14 protein-coding genes are annotated in these 15,206 nt (G+C 74.0%); 11 read left to right on the top strand and 3 right to left on the bottom strand.

What is annotated here, in order from left to right:
• Positions 1-2 precede the first annotated feature (2 nt).
• Positions 3-455, bottom strand: a complete 453-nt coding sequence (locus tag OG247_RS17525; protein WP_327253123.1) for an SsgA family sporulation/cell division regulator — start codon at positions 453-455, stop codon at positions 3-5.
• A gap of 195 nt (positions 456-650) precedes the next feature.
• On the opposite strand from OG247_RS17525, the gene OG247_RS17520 reads away from it, so the two are divergent.
• The 5 genes from OG247_RS17520 (at position 651) to OG247_RS17500 (ending at position 5,053) form a co-directional block, all read left to right on the top strand.
• Positions 651-1,706 (top strand): energy-coupling factor ABC transporter permease, encoded by a 1,056-nt coding sequence (locus OG247_RS17520; RefSeq protein WP_327253122.1) that lies wholly within the window; start codon positions 651-653, stop codon positions 1,704-1,706.
• Position 1,707: 1 nt separating this feature from the next.
• Positions 1,708-2,469 (top strand): cobalt ECF transporter T component CbiQ, encoded by a 762-nt coding sequence (gene cbiQ, locus OG247_RS17515; RefSeq protein ID WP_327253121.1) that lies wholly within the window; start codon positions 1,708-1,710, stop codon positions 2,467-2,469.
• A complete protein-coding gene (locus tag OG247_RS17510) occupies positions 2,457-3,245 on the top strand; it encodes an energy-coupling factor ABC transporter ATP-binding protein (protein ID WP_442813318.1) in 789 nt (262 codons plus the stop codon). The genes cbiQ and OG247_RS17510 overlap by 13 nt, the downstream gene beginning before the upstream one ends.
• A 28-nt stretch (positions 3,246-3,273) precedes the next feature.
• On the top strand, positions 3,274-4,461 hold the full coding sequence (locus OG247_RS17505; RefSeq protein WP_327253120.1) for a serine hydrolase domain-containing protein: 1,188 nt from the start codon (positions 3,274-3,276) through the stop codon (positions 4,459-4,461).
• A 118-nt stretch (positions 4,462-4,579) separates the two neighbouring features.
• On the top strand, positions 4,580-5,053 hold the full coding sequence (locus OG247_RS17500; RefSeq protein ID WP_327253119.1) for a YbaK/EbsC family protein: 474 nt from the start codon (positions 4,580-4,582) through the stop codon (positions 5,051-5,053).
• Positions 5,054-5,101: 48 nt separating this feature from the next.
• Here OG247_RS17500 and OG247_RS17495 read toward each other — a convergent pair whose 3' ends face one another.
• Both OG247_RS17495 and OG247_RS17490 read right to left on the bottom strand, forming a co-directional pair.
• On the bottom strand, positions 5,102-6,748 hold the full coding sequence (locus tag OG247_RS17495; RefSeq protein ID WP_327253118.1) for a penicillin-binding transpeptidase domain-containing protein: 1,647 nt from the start codon (positions 6,746-6,748) through the stop codon (positions 5,102-5,104).
• Positions 6,749-6,892: 144 nt separating this feature from the next.
• Complete coding sequence (locus OG247_RS17490) at positions 6,893-8,674, bottom strand: dolichyl-phosphate-mannose--protein mannosyltransferase (protein WP_442813317.1); 1,782 nt, start codon at positions 8,672-8,674, stop codon at positions 6,893-6,895.
• Positions 8,675-8,762: 88 nt separating this feature from the next.
• On the opposite strand from OG247_RS17490, the gene rsmI reads away from it, so the two are divergent.
• The 6 genes from rsmI to OG247_RS17460 all read left to right on the top strand — a co-directional run bounded on the left by rsmI (position 8,763) and on the right by OG247_RS17460 (position 15,084).
• Positions 8,763-9,695 (top strand): 16S rRNA (cytidine(1402)-2'-O)-methyltransferase, encoded by a 933-nt coding sequence (gene rsmI / locus OG247_RS17485; RefSeq protein WP_327253117.1) that lies wholly within the window; start codon positions 8,763-8,765, stop codon positions 9,693-9,695.
• 289 nt (positions 9,696-9,984) lie between these two features.
• A complete protein-coding gene (locus OG247_RS17480) occupies positions 9,985-10,356 on the top strand; it encodes a hypothetical protein (protein ID WP_327257514.1) in 372 nt (123 codons plus the stop codon).
• A gap of 10 nt (positions 10,357-10,366) precedes the next feature.
• A complete protein-coding gene (locus OG247_RS17475; RefSeq protein WP_327253116.1) occupies positions 10,367-11,245 on the top strand; it encodes a TatD family hydrolase in 879 nt (292 codons plus the stop codon).
• A 790-nt stretch (positions 11,246-12,035) separates the two neighbouring features.
• The gene (locus OG247_RS17470; protein ID WP_327257513.1) at positions 12,036-13,241 is read left to right on the top strand and encodes a ubiquitin-like domain-containing protein; all 1,206 of its coding nucleotides are present in this window, start codon (positions 12,036-12,038) and stop codon (positions 13,239-13,241) included.
• 83 nt (positions 13,242-13,324) lie between these two features.
• Complete coding sequence (gene rsmA / locus OG247_RS17465) at positions 13,325-14,191, top strand: 16S rRNA (adenine(1518)-N(6)/adenine(1519)-N(6))-dimethyltransferase RsmA (RefSeq protein WP_327257512.1); 867 nt, start codon at positions 13,325-13,327, stop codon at positions 14,189-14,191.
• The gene (locus tag OG247_RS17460; RefSeq protein WP_327253115.1) at positions 14,188-15,084 is read left to right on the top strand and encodes a 4-(cytidine 5'-diphospho)-2-C-methyl-D-erythritol kinase; all 897 of its coding nucleotides are present in this window, start codon (positions 14,188-14,190) and stop codon (positions 15,082-15,084) included. The genes rsmA and OG247_RS17460 overlap by 4 nt, the downstream gene beginning before the upstream one ends.
• Positions 15,085-15,206: the final 122 nt, after the last annotated feature.

The raw sequence follows: 15,206 nt of genomic DNA, 5'->3' as shown, positions 1-15,206 counted from the left end.
GCCTAACGGGTGGCCGCGGGCGCGGGCGCGTACGTACGGCGCAGGAAGCGGCGCAGGGCGGCGATGTCGAACTGGACCACCGCGACCCCCTCCGGGGAGTGGAACTCGACGACCGCCTGGACGCGCCCGCAGGGCCAGACGCGCACGTCGCCGGTCCCGGTCGGGGCCTGGAGGCCGGCCTCGAGGAGGGCGCGGGGGAAGACCCACTCGTTGTCGGTGCCCTCGGGGGAGAGGTCGGCGGGGAAGACGATCCGTACGGCCAGTGGCTCGTCGGGGACGAAGCGCAGGGCGACCGGGATGGCCCGGTAGAGCGGGTCGTCGGTGATCACTCGGGCACGCACGCGTTCCTCGATGAAGGGGGCCTCGATGAAGGAGGCCTCGGCGAGGGGGGCCGTGGCGGTCGCGGACCGGGTCGCGGTGGCACCTGCGGATGGATTCTCGGCGGCGGCTGACATCGACAAGACTCCTCGAATCGGAACATTTGCGTCCGTATTGACCCCAGCCTCGCACATTCCCACGAATCCGCGCGGAGCTATTTGTGATGCCACCGCTCTTGCCAACGATTCGCAATTGGGCACTATTCTTGAACGGCTAAAGACTTTGTCAGTTCAACGGACCGCTCGCCGGACCGCAGGAAGCGGAGCAGAACCATGCATGTGCCCGACGGCTTCATCGATGCCCCCGTCTCCATTGCCGCAGGTGTCGCCGCCGCCGGAGCCGTGGCGGTCAGCCTCCGAGGCGCCCGCCGGGAACTCGACGAGCGCACCGCGCCGCTCGCCGGCCTCGTCGCCGCCTTCATCTTCGCCGTACAGATGCTCAACTTCCCCGTCGCGGCCGGAACAAGCGGCCACTTGCTGGGAGGCGCGCTCGCGGCGATCCTCGTCGGCCCGTACACGGGTGTGCTGTGCGTGTCCGTGGTCCTGCTCATGCAGGGCCTCCTGTTCGCCGACGGCGGCCTGACCGCCCTCGGTGTCAACATCGTCACCATGGGCGTCGTCACCGTGGTCGTCGCCTACGCCGTCTTCCGCGGGCTGGTCAAGCTGCTGCCCGGCGGCCGCCGCTCGATCACCGTCGCCGCCTTCGCCGGAGCCCTGCTCTCCGTGCCCGCCGCGGCCGCCTTCTTCACCCTCCTCTTCGCCCTCGGCGGCACCACCGACGTCCCGCTGGGCAAGGTGTTCGGGGCCATGGTCGGAGTCCACGTCCTCATCGGCATCGGCGAGGCCGCCATCACCGCCGCCACCGTCGGCGCCGTGATCGCCGTCCGCCCCGACCTCGTCCACGGCGCCCGCGGCCTGTCCGCCCCGCTGAAGCTGCGCGTCGGCGGCGAACTGGTCGACGCCCCCGCCGCCCCGGCCGCCGTGCCCGCCCCGGCCCGCTCCACGAAGCCCGTCTGGATCACCGGACTGGTCGCCGCGCTGGCCCTGGCCGGCTTCGTCTCCTTCTACGCCTCCGCCAGCCCCGACGGACTGGAGAAGGTCGCCGCCGACAACGGCATCGACCAGAAGGTCACCGAGCACGCGGCCGCCGACTCCCCGCTCGCCGACTACGGAGTCAAGGACGTCTCCGACGCCCGCCTCTCCGGCGGCCTCGCCGGGATCATCGGCGTGGGTGCGACCGTCGTGGTCGGCACCGGCGTGTTCTGGACCGTCCGCCGCCGCCGCAGCGCCGACCCGACCGCCGCCTCCACGGCCGTACCGGCCGCCTGACATGGGCGCGGGCCACGCCCACAAGCTCTACCGGCCCGGGAACTCCCCGGTCCACGACCTGCCGCCGCACTGCAAGCTCGCCGCGACCTTCGGCTTCGTGATCGTCGTCGTGTCCACCCCGCGCGAGGCGGTGTGGGCCTTCGGCCTGTACGCCCTCCTCATCGCGGCGGCCGCGGCCGTGGCCCGGATCCCGGCCGGCTTCCTGCTGCGCCGGCTGCTGATCGAGGTGCCCTTCGTCGCCTTCGCCGTCCTGATGCCCTTCGTGGCGCAGGGCGAGCGGGTGGAGGTGCTCGGCATGTCGCTCAGCGTCTCCGGCCTCTGGGGTGCCTGGAACGTGCTGGCCAAGGGCACCCTCGGCGTGGCCGCGTCCGTACTCCTCGCCTCCACCACCGAGCTGCGGGCCCTGCTGCTGGGCCTCCAGCGGCTCAAGCTGCCGCCGCTGCTCGTCCAGATCGCCTCCTTCATGATCCGGTACGGGGACGTCATCAGCGACGAACTGCGCCGGATGTCCATCGCCCGGCGCTCACGCGGCTTCGAGGCGCGCGGGATCCGCCACTGGGGGGTCCTCGCGAAGACCGCCGGAGCCCTGTTCATCCGCTCCTACGAGCGCGGCGAGCGGGTCTACCTCGCGATGGTCAGCCGGGGCTACGCCGGCTCCATGCCGTTGATCGACGAGGTGACGGCCACCCGCGCCCAGTGGGCGTACGCGGCCGCGCTCCCGGTGACGGCGCTCGCCGTCTGTCTGATGGGATGGACCCTTTGAACGACCCTGTGAACGCCTCCCAGGCCCCCACCCCGCCCTCGCTGGAAGTCGCCGGCCTCGCCTACGCCTACCCCGACGGCCACCAGGCCCTCTTCGGGGTCGACCTCACGGTCGGGCACGGGGAGCGGGTGGCCCTGCTCGGGCCCAACGGCGCCGGCAAGACCACCCTGGTGCTGCACCTCAACGGCATCCTGACCGGCGGCGTCGGCTCCGTGAGCGTGGCCGGGCTGCCCGTGGAGAAGCGGAACTTCGCCGAGGTCCGCCGCCGGGTCGGCATCGTCTTCCAGGACCCCGACGACCAGCTGTTCATGCCGACCGTCCGGGAGGACGTGGCCTTCGGCCCGGCCGCCGCCGGACTGCGCGGCGCCGAGCTGGAGGAGCGGGTGCGGGCCGCCCTGGAGCAGGTCGGGATGGCCGCCTTCGCGGACCGGCCCCCGCACCACCTCTCCTTCGGGCAGCGCCGCCGGGTCGCGGTGGCGACCGTACTGGCCATGCGGCCCGAGATCCTCGTCCTGGACGAGCCGTCCTCCAACCTGGACCCGGCCTCGCGCCGCGAGCTCGCGGACATCCTGCGCTCGCTGGACGTCACCGTGCTGATGGTCACGCACGACCTGCCCTACGCGCTGGAGCTCTGCCCGCGCGCGGTGATCCTCAGCGAGGGGACCATCGTGGCGGACGGCAGGACCCAGGACGTGCTGTGCGACGAGAAGCTGATGCGGGCGCACCGCCTGGAGCTGCCCTTCGGCTTCGATCCGCGCTCCGTAGCGGTGGCATAAGCGCCGGTCGGAGGTTGTTGCACACCCCGTGGACATCAAGGGTGTGGTGGCGGAGGGCTTCGAGCCCGTCAGGGACGCGTTCGTACGCAACTTCGAGGTGCTCGGGGACCGGGGCGCGGCGGTGGCCGTGTACCGCGACGGCCGCAAGGTCGTGGACCTCTGGGCCGGCACCAAGGACGCCGACGGGGGCGCCGACGCGGGCGCCGACGGCGGCGGCGCGGAGCCGTGGGCCGAGGACACCGTGCAGATCGTCCGCTCCGCGACCAAGGGCGTGGCCGCGGCCGTACCGCTGCTGCTCCAGCAGCGCGGACTGCTGGACCTGGACGCGCCGGTGAGCTCGTACTGGCCGGAGTTCAAGGCGGGCGGCAAGGAGCGGACCCGGGTCCGTGACCTGCTCGCGCACCGCGCGGGAGTCCCGGCCCTGGACCGCGGGCTGACGGTGGCCGAGGCCGCGGACGGGGTCTCCGGAGCCCGCGCGGTCGCCGCCCAGCAGGCCTTCTGGGAGCCCGGAACCGAGCACGGCTACCACGCGCAGACCTTCAGCTGGCTGCTGTCCGAGCTGGTGCTGCGGGCGACCGGCCGTTCCCTGGGGGGCATCCTGGCCGAGGAGATCGCGGAGCCGCTGGGCCTGGACTTCTGGATCGGCCTGCCGGAATCCGAGGAGCACCGGGTGGGCCGGGTGGCGCCGGTCGATCCGCCGCAGAGCGCGGGCACGCTCAGGACCCGGCCGAAGCGAAACGTTTCCGCGGCCTACGCCGATCCGGAATCCCTCACCCGCCGCGCCTTCGCGGCCATTTATCCGCTGCCGGACGAGAACGACCCCGCCTACCGGGCGGCCGAGCTGCCGGCCTCCGCGGGCATCGGCACGGCCCGCGCCCTGGCCCGCTTCTACGCGGCCACCATCGGCGTGGTGGAGGACGGCGCGCGGATCTTCACCCCGGCCACCACCGCGCTGGCCGGCAAGGAGTTCTCCTCGGGCCCCGACCGCGTGCTGGTGGTCAACACCCGCTTCGGCCCCGGCTACATGCTGCACGGCCCCGCGTCCCCGCTGCTGTCCCCGGCCTCCTTCGGGCACCCGGGCCGCGGCGGCTCGCTGGCCTTCGCGGACCCGGAGGCGGGCATCGGCTTCGGCTACGTCACCAACGCCCACGCCAAGTCCGTCACCGCCGACCCGCGCGCCCAGGCCCTGGTCCGGGCCCTGCGCTCCGCGCTGTAGCGGGGGCCCCGACAAAGGACGTCGCGCGGGCGGTGCGGGGAGCGCTAGGGCCTGTCGTCACACTCCCGTCGTCGCCCGAGGCAGGCGGGAGTTTGACGACAGGCGCTAGCGTGCCGTCATGACGACCAGCACGCACCCCCTCTTCGCCGGAGCCCTCGCCGCACTGGGCCTGGAGCCGGACGTACGGAGCTTCCCCGACGGAACCCGGACCGCCGCCGACGCGGCCGCCGCGATCGGCTGCGAGCTCAGCCAGATCGTGAAGTCGCTGATCTTCGCGGCCGACGGGATTCCCGTACTGGTGCTCATGGACGGGGCCTCCCGGGTGGACGTGGAGGCGGTGCGCCGCGAACTCGGGGCGGGCGCCGTGACCCGGGCCGACGCGGCACTGGTCCGCGAGACCACGGGCTACGCCATCGGCGGGGTCCCGCCCTTCGGGCACCGCACGCGCACCCGGGTCCTCGCGGACCGCTCCCTGCTGGCCCACGAGGTGGTCTGGGCCGCCGCGGGGACCCCGCACACGGTCTTCCCGATGGATCCGCGCGAGCTGATCCGGCACGCGGGAGCCGCGCTGGCCGACGTACGGGAGGGCTGACCGGGGCGGGACGCCCGGGCAGCCCCGGGCGTCGCCGCTCAGCCCCGCTCAGCCCGCGTTCAGGACGGCCGCAACGATCGGGCCCGCCGCGTCGCCGCCGTGGCCGCCGCCCTCGACCATCGCCGCGGCCGCCACGTCCCCGCTGAAGCCGGTGAACCAGCTGTCCGGGTTCTGCGCCCCGTCGACCTCCGCCGAGCCGGTCTTCGCGCCCTTGTCGGAGCCGTGGACCGCGGACATCGCACCCTGGGCCGTCCCCGCGGTGGCCGTCAGCTTCATCATCCGCACCAGCTGCGCCGCCACCGAGGGCTTCATCCTCCGGGTGGCCTTCGCGATCTCGCGGCCGTCCAGCGAGGCCTTGACGACGACCGGCTGGCGGAAGACCCCGGTGCGGGCGGTCGCCGTGATCGAGGCCATGGTCAGCGGGTTCATCTGGATCCGACCCTGGCCGATGTACGCGGCGGCCGCCGCCGGACCGGTCGCGTCCGGGACCTTCCCGTCGACGGTGGGCACGCCGACCTTCCACTCGATGCCCTCGCCGATGCCGAAGACCTCACGGGCCTCCTTCGGGAGCGCGTCGTCGTCGTCGACCGGCTTGATCTGCTTGATGAAGGCGGTGTTGCAGGACTGGGCGAAGCTCGTCGCGAAGGTCTCGCCGTCCAGCTTGAAGCCCTTCAGGTTCGTGAAGGTCTTGCCCTCCCACTGCACCGCCGCCGGGCACTCGGCGACCTTGTCCGCCGCCACCAGACCCCGGTCGAGCAGCATCGCGCCGGTCACGATCTTCATCGTGGAGCCGGGCGCGCGGGCTCCGCTGAGGGACGCGGGGAAGCCGTCCCCGCGGTGGTCGGCGATGGCCAGGATGTTCCCGGTGCTCGGCTGGACGGCGACCACCGAAGCCTGCGGGAACTTCAGGACCGCCTTCTCGGCCGCCGCCTGGACGTCCGCGTCCAGGACGGTCCCGATCTCCCCGGGCTTCCCCTCGACCAGCGTCAGCAGGGTCCGCCGGGGTGCCTCCTGGGCGACCGGCTCGATCCACAGCTCGGCGCCGCTCTTGCCGCCCTGCCGCTCCCCGTACGTCTTGCGCAGGCTGTCGAGGACCGGGCGCAGCGACGGGTACTTCTCGGCCGTCAGCTCCCTGCCCTTGCGGTCGACGGCCTTGACCGGCGGGTTGGCCGGGGCGCCGCCGCGCAGCTTCTCGCCCTTCTGGAGCTGCGGGTGGAGCACCGAGGGCTGCCAGTCGACGAGCGGCAGCCCGGTGGTGTTGCCGCGGACCACGGTCAGCTTGGACTCGTAGGCGAGGGGCTTGGTGACTCCCTCGTAGGTGACCTCCGCGGCGACGGAGTACGCCACCGTGGTCCCGGTCTGCGTGCCGGGGGTGATCGCGACCTTGGACACGTAGGCCTTGGCCGTGAAGTCGCCGAGGGCGCCTTGCGCCTCCGCCGGATTGTTCGTCAGGTCGGCCCCCGCCCGGGCGTCCCCGGCCGTCCACGCGGCGAAGAACGCCTTGGCGGTCGCCGCGGCGTCCTCGTCGCTGACCGGCCCGCTGCCCTTGGCGGGCACCGCCGGGCCGGTCGCGCTCGTGCCGGGGGCGCCGTTCCCGCCGGCGTCCCCCACCAGCGCGTACACCCCGTATCCCGCTCCGCCCACCATCGCGAGGAAGACCCCGCCGACGATGGCACCCTTCGCAGCCCCGTTCATCCCCATCCCCGTTCCCCGTGCGTCCCGACCCCCGGCCGTTGAACGCTGAACACGTTCAAGGAGGCCGTGGAGTAGACCTTACGTCGAACAGACAAACGGTTCAGGGGTTTGGTTGCCCCGGGACATCAGGGATCGCCCGCCCCACTAGACCCAGGTGTCCAGCCACATCCGGTTCTGCCAGGAATCCATCGGGATGGTCTGGCCGGTGTAGATGGGCCAGAAGTAGATGAAGTTCCACACGATCAGGAGCACCAGCACGCCCGCCGCCACCGCGCCCAGGGCGCGGCGGCGTTCCGAGGAGCCGGCCGGGCCCAGCAGGGCGCCGATCATCATGGCCACCGCCAGGCACAGGTACGGGACGAAGACCACCGCGTAGAAGAAGAAGATGGTCCGCTCCTGGTAGTTGAACCAGGGCAGCAGGCCCGCGCCCAGCGCGCACGCGATCGCGCCCGCCCGCCAGTCGCGGCGGAAGAACCACCGCCACAGCACGTACATCAGCGCGAAGCAGCCCGCCCACCACAGCAGCGGCGTACCGAGCGCCAGCACCTCGCGCGCGCACTTGGCGGTCTCCGTCGCCGGGCAGCCGTCGGTGCCGGGTGCGGGGGACTCGTAGAAGTAGGAGACGGGACGCCCCAGGACCAGCCAGCTCCACGGGTTCGACTCGTAGGTGTGGCCCGAGGTCAGGCCCACGTGGAACTTGTAGACCTCCGTCTCGTAGTGCCACAGGCTCCGCAGCCACTCGGGCAGGAAGGACAACGAGCTGTGCTGGTCGTTCTTGGCGGCCCAGTCGCGGAAGTAGCCGCCCTTGCCGTTGTCGGGGGAGAGGATCCAGCCGAGCCACGAGGCCACGTAGACGGAGATCGCCACCGGCACGAGGGAGAGGAAGCCGGTCCAGCTGTCGCGGCGCAGCATCGCCGCGTACGGGGTGCCCGCGCCCGCCGTGCGGCGGGCGGCCGCGTCCCACAGGACGGTCAGCACGCCGAAGAAGGCCAGCACGATCAGGCCGTTCCACTTCGTGCCGAAGGCCAGGCCCAGGCTGACCCCGGCCAGGAGCCGGTACGGGCGCCAGCCCAGCTTCAGCGTCTCCGCGATCCGGGCGTCCGGGCGGGTCCGCCCCTCCTCGTCCACCGGGAGCGCCGCCGCGAGCCGGGCCCGCACCTTGTCCCGGTCGATCACCAGCGATCCGAAGGCACCCAGCACGAAGAACATCAGCACCAGGTCGAGCAGGGCGGTCCGGCTCATCACCAGGTGCAGGCCGTCCACCGCCAGCAGCAGGCCGGCCAGGCAGCCCAGGAACGTCGACCGGAACAGCCGCCGCCCGATCCGGCACAGCATCAGTACGGAGAGGGTGCCGAGCAGCGCGGTCATGAACCGCCAGCCGAACGGGTCGAAGCCGAACATCCACTCGCCCAGGCCGATCACCCATTTGCCGACCGGCGGATGCACGACGTAGCCCGGGTCCAGCGGGAGGGAGACCCCGTCGGGATTGGCGAGGATCGACTTGTCGATGTCCTTGGGCCAGCTCGCCTCGTAGCCCTGCTTGACCGTGGCCCAGGCGTCCTTGGCGTAGTACGTCTCGTCGAATATCACCGCCTTCGGGGTGCCCAGGTGGGCGAACCGCAGCACCCCGGCGACCAGCGCCACCAGCAGCGGTCCGGCCCACGCCAGCACCAGCTCCCAGCGCTCCGCGGCGGCCGGTCCGATCCCCAGCTGCGCCCACAGCTGGGCGGAGGGCCGTGCGTACGGCGGCACCAGGCGGGTGCGCACGTCCGGCTGCCGCTTCGCCCCGGCGGGCGGAACGTAGCCGAAGCCGCGCAGACGGCGCAGCCAGGCGGACGGCTGGTCGGCGGGGTCCGGGCCGGGCCCGGCCTCGGTGGCGGGCGGGGCCCCCGCAGGGCTGGGCGGCGGCGTCGCGGTACTGGTCACCGGCACATCGTAGGGAACGACCCTGTGCCGGACCCAGGGGGACGGGAGTGTGGGGCGCGGCGGTTGGGGCGGCTGAGAGGATGGGGCGGTGACCACTGACCAGCCCCGCTCCGCCGAAGCCCCCGCCCCGGCCCCCTCCACGGCGTCATTTCCCGATGGGCAGGGGGCCGGCGTACTCGTCCTCGCCGGGACGCCCATCGGCGACCTCACCGACGCCCCGCCGCGGCTCGCATCGGAGTTGGAGCGGGCCGACGTGATCGCCGCCGAGGACACCCGGCGGCTGCGCAGGCTCACGCAGGGGCTCGGCGTGCACACCACCGGGCGCGTCCTGTCGTACTTCGAGGGCAACGAGTCCGCGCGCACCCCCGAACTGGTCGAGGCCCTGGAGGCCGGCAAGCGCGTCCTGCTGGTGACGGACGCCGGCATGCCCTCGGTCTCCGACCCCGGCTACCGGCTCGTCGCCGCCGCCGTGGAGAAGGACATCAAGGTCACGGCCGTCCCCGGGCCCTCCGCCGTCCTCACCGCGCTCGCCCTCTCCGGGCTGCCGGTCGACCGGTTCTGCTTCGAGGGCTTCCTGCCGCGCAAGGCCGGCGAGCGCCTCGGCAAGCTCCGCGAGCTCGCCGCCGAACGCCGCACCCTCGTCTACTTCGAGGCCCCGCACCGGCTCGACGACACCCTGGCCGCGATGGCCGAGGTCTTCGGCGTCGACCGCCGCGCCGCCGTCTGCCGCGAGCTGACCAAGACCTACGAGGAGGTCAAGCGCGGCGGGCTCGGCGAGCTGGCCGCCTGGGCCGCCGAAGGCGTGCGCGGGGAGATCACCGTGGTCGTCGAGGGAGCCCCGGCCGCGGCCCCCGGCGATGTGGACGCCGAGGAGCTGGTGAACCGGGTACGGGTGCGCGAGGAGGCGGGGGAGCGGCGCAAGGAGGCCATCGCGGCGGTCGCGGCCGAGGCGGGGCTACCCAAGCGAGAGGTGTTCGACGCCGTGGTCGCGGCAAAGAACGCGGCACAGAAGTCGCCGTGAGACGGTAAAGAGCTAACCTGAAAAGCAAAGCTCAGACCGCGCACCGGGCGCTTTGGGCATGACTCGCCCAAGGACCGTCCAACACTGGACAGGGCCTGATGCGCTCCCGCCCGAAGAGGCGTCCACTGGCTATGGCACCAGTGGAACAAGAGGAGCTGGCATGAGTGAGATCGCCGAACCCCAACCCGTCTCCGTACCCACCGCTTCTACCGTCACCGCCCCGGCCGCCGCCGCGGCTCCCGCTCCCGCGGCCGTGCCGACCGTGCACGAGGCGTACTCCTTCGCCTGCATGAAGTGCGGGTACGGGTGGGAGCAGGGATACGAGATCGAGCACCACACCGACGGCCGGGGCCTGCCGTTCATCGTCTACACGGCGAACGGCGAGCGGGTCCCCTCCCCCCTGTCCAACCCGACCTGCATGAACTGCGGCGGCCACGTGGTGCGGATCATGCGGGAGGGCCAGGTCAAGTCCGTCATCGGCATGCTCGACCAGCTCTACCACCACCGCGCGGCCCCCGGGATCGCCGGCCCGGTGCCCGCCGGGTACACCACGAGGGCCCCCAAGCCCCATAAGGCCTCCCTGCACGACGCCCCCGGACCGGTCCCGGTGGAACGGCCCGGCCTGATGGCCCGGCTGCTGGGGCTCTTCCGCCGGTCATAAGATCGGCCGCATGAGCCGTAGTACGCCGAACGACGCGCCGCCGCCGCTGCCCGAACCGCTCCGGGTGGCGGTCGCCGACTCCCACACCCACCTGGACATGCAGTCCGGCACCGTCGAGGAGGGCCTCGCCAAGGCCGCCTCCGTCGGGGTCACCACCGTCGTCCAGGTGGGCTGCGACGTGAAGGGCTCCCGCTGGGCCGCCGAGACCGCCGCCGCCCACGAGAACGTGCACGCGGCCGTGGCCCTGCACCCCAACGAAGCCCCCCGGATCGTGCACGGGGACCCCGACGGCTGGTCGCGGCAGGGCGCCCGGACGGGCGGCGGCGAGGCCGCCCTCGACGACGCGCTCGCCGAGATCGAGGCCCTGGCCGCCCTCGCGCACGTGAAGGCGGTCGGCGAGACCGGCCTCGACTACTTCCGGACCGGCCCGGAGGGCATGGCCGCGCAGGAGCGTTCCTTCCGCGCGCACATCGAGATCGCCAAGCGGCAGGGCAAGGCCCTGGTCATCCACGACCGCGAGGCGCACGCGGACGTGCTGCGCGTCCTGCGCGAGGAGGGCGCCCCCGAGCGGACCGTCTTCCACTGCTACTCCGGCGACGCGGAGATGGCCCGCGAGTGCGCCGCCGCCGGCTACTACATGTCCTTCGCCGGGACCGTCACCTTCAAGAACGCGGCGCCCCTGCGCGAAGCCCTCGCGGTGGCCCCGCTGGAGCTGGTCCTCGTGGAGACGGACGCCCCGTACCTCACCCCGGCCCCGTACCGGGGACGGCCCAACGCGCCGTACCTGATTCCGCTGACCGTACGGGCGATGGCCGCCGTCCGCGGCCTCGACGAGGACGCCATGGCGACGGCACTGGCGGCCAACACGGCCCGCGCCTTCGCCTACTGAGGCCCCCCGCACCAGCTCCTCACCCGTTCGCCACGTTCCGTAGCCGCCCGGCTTTGTAGCGTGACGGCCGCTCCGCTAGGGTGCCGTGCCCGAAGCAGCCGGACGGACCAGTGGAGCGAGCGCGATGAGCGATGTGGCCTGGCCGGCCGGTGGACGCGACCCCTGGGCCGCGGCCCCGGACCCGACCGCGGAACCGGGCCTCCACCCGGACCCGTTCCTCGCCCCGGGCGCGGGCCGGGACCTGATGGATCCGGACCTGATGGATCCGTACGCGGACCCGTACCCGGACCCGGGGACGCCGGCCCCGGACCCGGCCGCCGGACCGGTGCCCTACCGGGTCCCGGATCCGTACGCGGGGCGTGGAGCAAGCCCGGACGCGGATCCGTACGCGGATCCGGGGGCAGGCCCGGACGCGGATCCCTTCCCGGACCCGGCGCCGGGCCGGGCTCCGGACCCGTTCCCGGGCCCGGCGGCGGATTCGGGCCCGGACCTGCTCCCGCGCCCGGGTGCGGACCGGGACCCGGACCCGGGAGCGCTCACGGAGCCCGCGGTGCCGGCGCCCCGCGGCGGCGGGCGTCGGCGGACGGCCGCCGAGCCCGGGGCGGGCCGCCGGGCCCGCGGCCGGACCCCCGCCCCGGCCGGTCCCGTCCCGGGCCCCGCACTCGAGCCGGAGCCGCCGGCCACCGGCCGCCGGCGCCGCACCGCGCCGGCGGCGCCCCCGGACACCGCCGCCGCCCCGGCCGGACCGGCCCCCGCGGGGACCGGACGGCGCCGGGGCGGACTCGGCACGGTGCCCGCGCCGGCCGTCCCGGCCCCCGTCCCGGCCGTCCCGGCCCCCGTCCCGGCCCCCGGCGGCGGCCCCGCGCCCGGTCCGAGGCGGCGCCGGAGCGCCGCCCCCGCTCCCCGGGACACCTGGCGGCGCATCGTGCCGCAGGCCTTGGTCGTCGCGTTCCTGGCGGGCGGCACCACCGCCTTCGTCGCCGCCGACAAGGCCGTCCGCCTCACCGTCGACGGAGTCCCGCGGACCCTGCACACCTTCGCCGACGACGTGGACGAGCTGCTGGCCGCCGAAGGACTCGGCATCGGCCCCCACGACCTCGTCGCCCCGGCCGGGGCGGAGGTCCTCGACGACGGCGACGAGATCGTGCTGCGCTACGGCCGCCCGCTGAGCCTGACCCTGGACGGACAGCGGCGCGAGGTGTGGACCACCGCCCGCACCGTCGACGGCGCACTGCGCCAGTTCGGCATCCGCGCCGAGGGCGCCTACCTCTCCGCACCCCGCACCGCCGCCGTCCCCCGGACCGGCCTGACCCTCGCCGTCCGCACCGAACGCAGCATCACCTTCATGGCCGACGGCCGCGAGCGGGCGATCCGCACCAACGCCGCCACCGTGCAGGAGGCCCTCGACGAAGCCGGGATCACCCTCCACGGCCAGGACGCCACCTCCGTGCCCGCCGGCTCCTTCCCGCGCGACGGCCAGACCGTCACCGTCCTCCGCATCACCGGCACCCGCGAGATCCGCGAGGAACGCATCCCGTACGCGACCGAGCGGGTCAAGGACCCCGACCTCTTCGCCGGCACCGAAGTCGTCGAGCGCTCCGGACGGCCCGGAGCGCGCAGGGCCACGTACAGCCTGCGCACCGTCAACGGGGTCCGGCAAAGGCCCCGCAAGATCGCCGAGGAGACCGTCCGCGAGCCCGTCAGCCAGCTCGTCAAGGTCGGCACCAAGCCGCTGCCCACCTCCGTCCAGGGCGCGGACGGCCTCGACTGGGGCGCGCTGGCCCGCTGCGAGTCGGGCGGCCGGCCCGGCGCCACGGACCCCTCGGGCACGTACGGGGGGCTCTACCAGTTCGACGTGCAGACCTGGCAGGCCCTCGGCGGCAGAGGCCGCCCGCAGGACGCTCCGGGCCCGGAACAGACGTACCGGGCGAAGAAGCTCTACGTACAGCGGGGGGCGAGTCCCTGGCCACACTGCGGCCGTACCCTTTATCGGTGAGCACCGCAGAGCAGCAGCCCGAACCCGCCGTACCGGCGACCGGTACGCCGGAGACCTCCCCGTCCGAGACCGCCCCGCCCGAGATGTCGGCCCTCCTCGGGGCGGCCGACATCCGGGAGCTGGCCGCCGTACTCGGCGTACGGCCGACGAAGCAGAAGGGCCAGAACTTCGTCATCGACGCCAACACGGTGCGCCGCATCGTGCGCACCGCCGAGGTCCGGCCCGACGACGTGGTCGTCGAGGTCGGGCCCGGACTGGGCTCGCTGACGCTCGCACTGCTGGAGGCCGCCGACCGGGTCGTCGCCGTCGAGATCGACGACATCCTGGCCGCCGCGCTGCCCGCCACCATCGAGGCGCGGATGCCCGAGCGCAAGGACCGCTTCGCGCTGGTCCACTCCGACGCGATGCTGGTCAAGGAGCTGCCCGGCCCGCCGCCGACCGCGCTCGTCGCGAACCTCCCCTACAACGTGGCCGTGCCGGTCCTGCTCACCATGCTCAGCCGCTTCCCGAGCATCGAGCGCACCCTGGTCATGGTGCAGGCGGAGGTCGCCGACCGGCTCGCCGCCAAGCCCGGCAACAAGGTCTACGGAGTCCCCTCCGTCAAGGCCAACTGGTACGCGGACGTCAAGCGGGCCGGCTCCATCGGCCGCAACGTCTTCTGGCCCGCGCCGAACGTGGACTCCGGGCTGGTCTCGCTGGTGCGCCGGGCCGAGCCCGTGAAGACCACCGCCACCCAGGCCGAGGTCTTCGCCGTCGTGGACGCCGCCTTCGCGCAGCGCCGCAAGACGCTCCGCGCGGCGCTGTCCGGCTGGGCCGGGTCCGCGGCGGGCGCGGAGGCGGCGCTGGTCGCCGCCGGAGTCTCCCCGCAAGCCCGCGGCGAGTCCCTCACCGTCGAGGAGTTCGCGGCGATCGCCGAGCACAAGCCCGCCGCGGAGAGGCCCGCGCTGTGAGCGGGACGATCACCGTACGGGTCCCCGCGAAGGTCAACGTCCAGCTGGCGGTGGGCGCGGCCCGGCCGGACGGCTTCCACGACCTCGCGAACGTCTTCCTGGCCGTCTCCCTCCACGACGAGGTCACCGCGACCGCCGCCGCCGGACTGACCGTGACCTGCGCGGGGCCGGACGCCGGCAAGGTGCCGCTCGACCGGACCAACCTGGTGGCCCGGGCCGCGGAGATCCTGGCGGAGCGGGCGGGGCTGAGCCCCGACGTGCACCTCCACATCGAGAAGCGGATCCCGGTGGCGGGCGGCATGGCCGGCGGCAGCGCCGACGGGGCGGCCGCCCTGCTGGCCTGCGACGCCCTCTGGGGTCTGAAGACCCCGGTCGGGGACCTCCTCGACATCTGCGCGGAGCTGGGCAGCGACGTGCCGTTCAGCCTGGTCGGCGGGGCGGCGCTGGGCACCGGGCGCGGGGAGATCCTGACCCCGGTCGCGGCCGGGACCTTCCACTGGGTGTTCGCGGTGGCCGACGGCGGGCTCTCCACCCCGGCGGTGTTCCGCGAGTTCGACCGCCTCACCGCCGGTACGGACGTCCCCGCCCCGCAGGCCTCCCCGGCCCTCCTCGCGGCCCTGGCCTCCGGTGACCCGGACGAGCTGGCCGCCACCCTGGCCAACGGGCTCCAGCCCGCGGCCCTCTCGCTGCGGCCGGCGCTGGCCGACACCCTGGCGGCGGGTACGCAGGCCGGGGCGCTGGCCGGGATCGTCTCCGGCTCCGGCCCCACGACGGCCTTCCTGGTCCGCGACGCGGAGTCCGCGATGAAGGTGTCCGCAGCCCTGGAAGCCTCCGGCACCTGCCGCGGCACCCACCTGGCGATGAGCCCGGCCCCGGGCGCGACCCTCCTCTGACCAGCTGCGGGTGCGCCGCTGCGCGGCGCCGAGTCCCCTACCCGGCGTCAGCCAAATCCAGCCCCTCCGGCGTTTGAGGAGCGGGGTCTGGGGCGGAGCCCCAGGGAACGGGCGAAGGGCGG

This window comes from Streptomyces sp. NBC_01244 (genome assembly GCF_035987325.1).
Classification (GTDB): domain Bacteria; phylum Actinomycetota; class Actinomycetes; order Streptomycetales; family Streptomycetaceae; genus Streptomyces.
The sequence above is the reverse complement of the archived record's forward strand: the minus strand, read 5'-3'. Positions and strand labels throughout refer to the sequence as shown.

Bases quoted from the DNA above. Each gene is read 5' to 3' on its own strand.
- OG247_RS17525 (WP_327253123.1), bottom strand. From the start codon at position 455: ATGTCAGCCGCCGCCGAGAATCCATCCGCAGGTGCCACCGCGACCCGG.
- OG247_RS17520 (WP_327253122.1), top strand. From the start codon at position 651: ATGCATGTGCCCGACGGCTTCATCGATGCCCCCGTCTCCATTGCCGCA.
- cbiQ (WP_327253121.1), top strand. From the start codon at position 1,708: ATGGGCGCGGGCCACGCCCACAAGCTCTACCGGCCCGGGAACTCCCCG.
- OG247_RS17510 (WP_442813318.1), top strand. From the start codon at position 2,457: ATGGACCCTTTGAACGACCCTGTGAACGCCTCCCAGGCCCCCACCCCG.
- OG247_RS17500 (WP_327253119.1), top strand. From the start codon at position 4,580: ATGACGACCAGCACGCACCCCCTCTTCGCCGGAGCCCTCGCCGCACTG.
- OG247_RS17495 (WP_327253118.1), bottom strand. From the start codon at position 6,748: ATGAACGGGGCTGCGAAGGGTGCCATCGTCGGCGGGGTCTTCCTCGCG.
- OG247_RS17480 (WP_327257514.1), top strand. From the start codon at position 9,985: ATGAAGTGCGGGTACGGGTGGGAGCAGGGATACGAGATCGAGCACCAC.
- OG247_RS17475 (WP_327253116.1), top strand. From the start codon at position 10,367: ATGAGCCGTAGTACGCCGAACGACGCGCCGCCGCCGCTGCCCGAACCG.
- rsmA (WP_327257512.1), top strand. From the start codon at position 13,325: ATGTCGGCCCTCCTCGGGGCGGCCGACATCCGGGAGCTGGCCGCCGTA.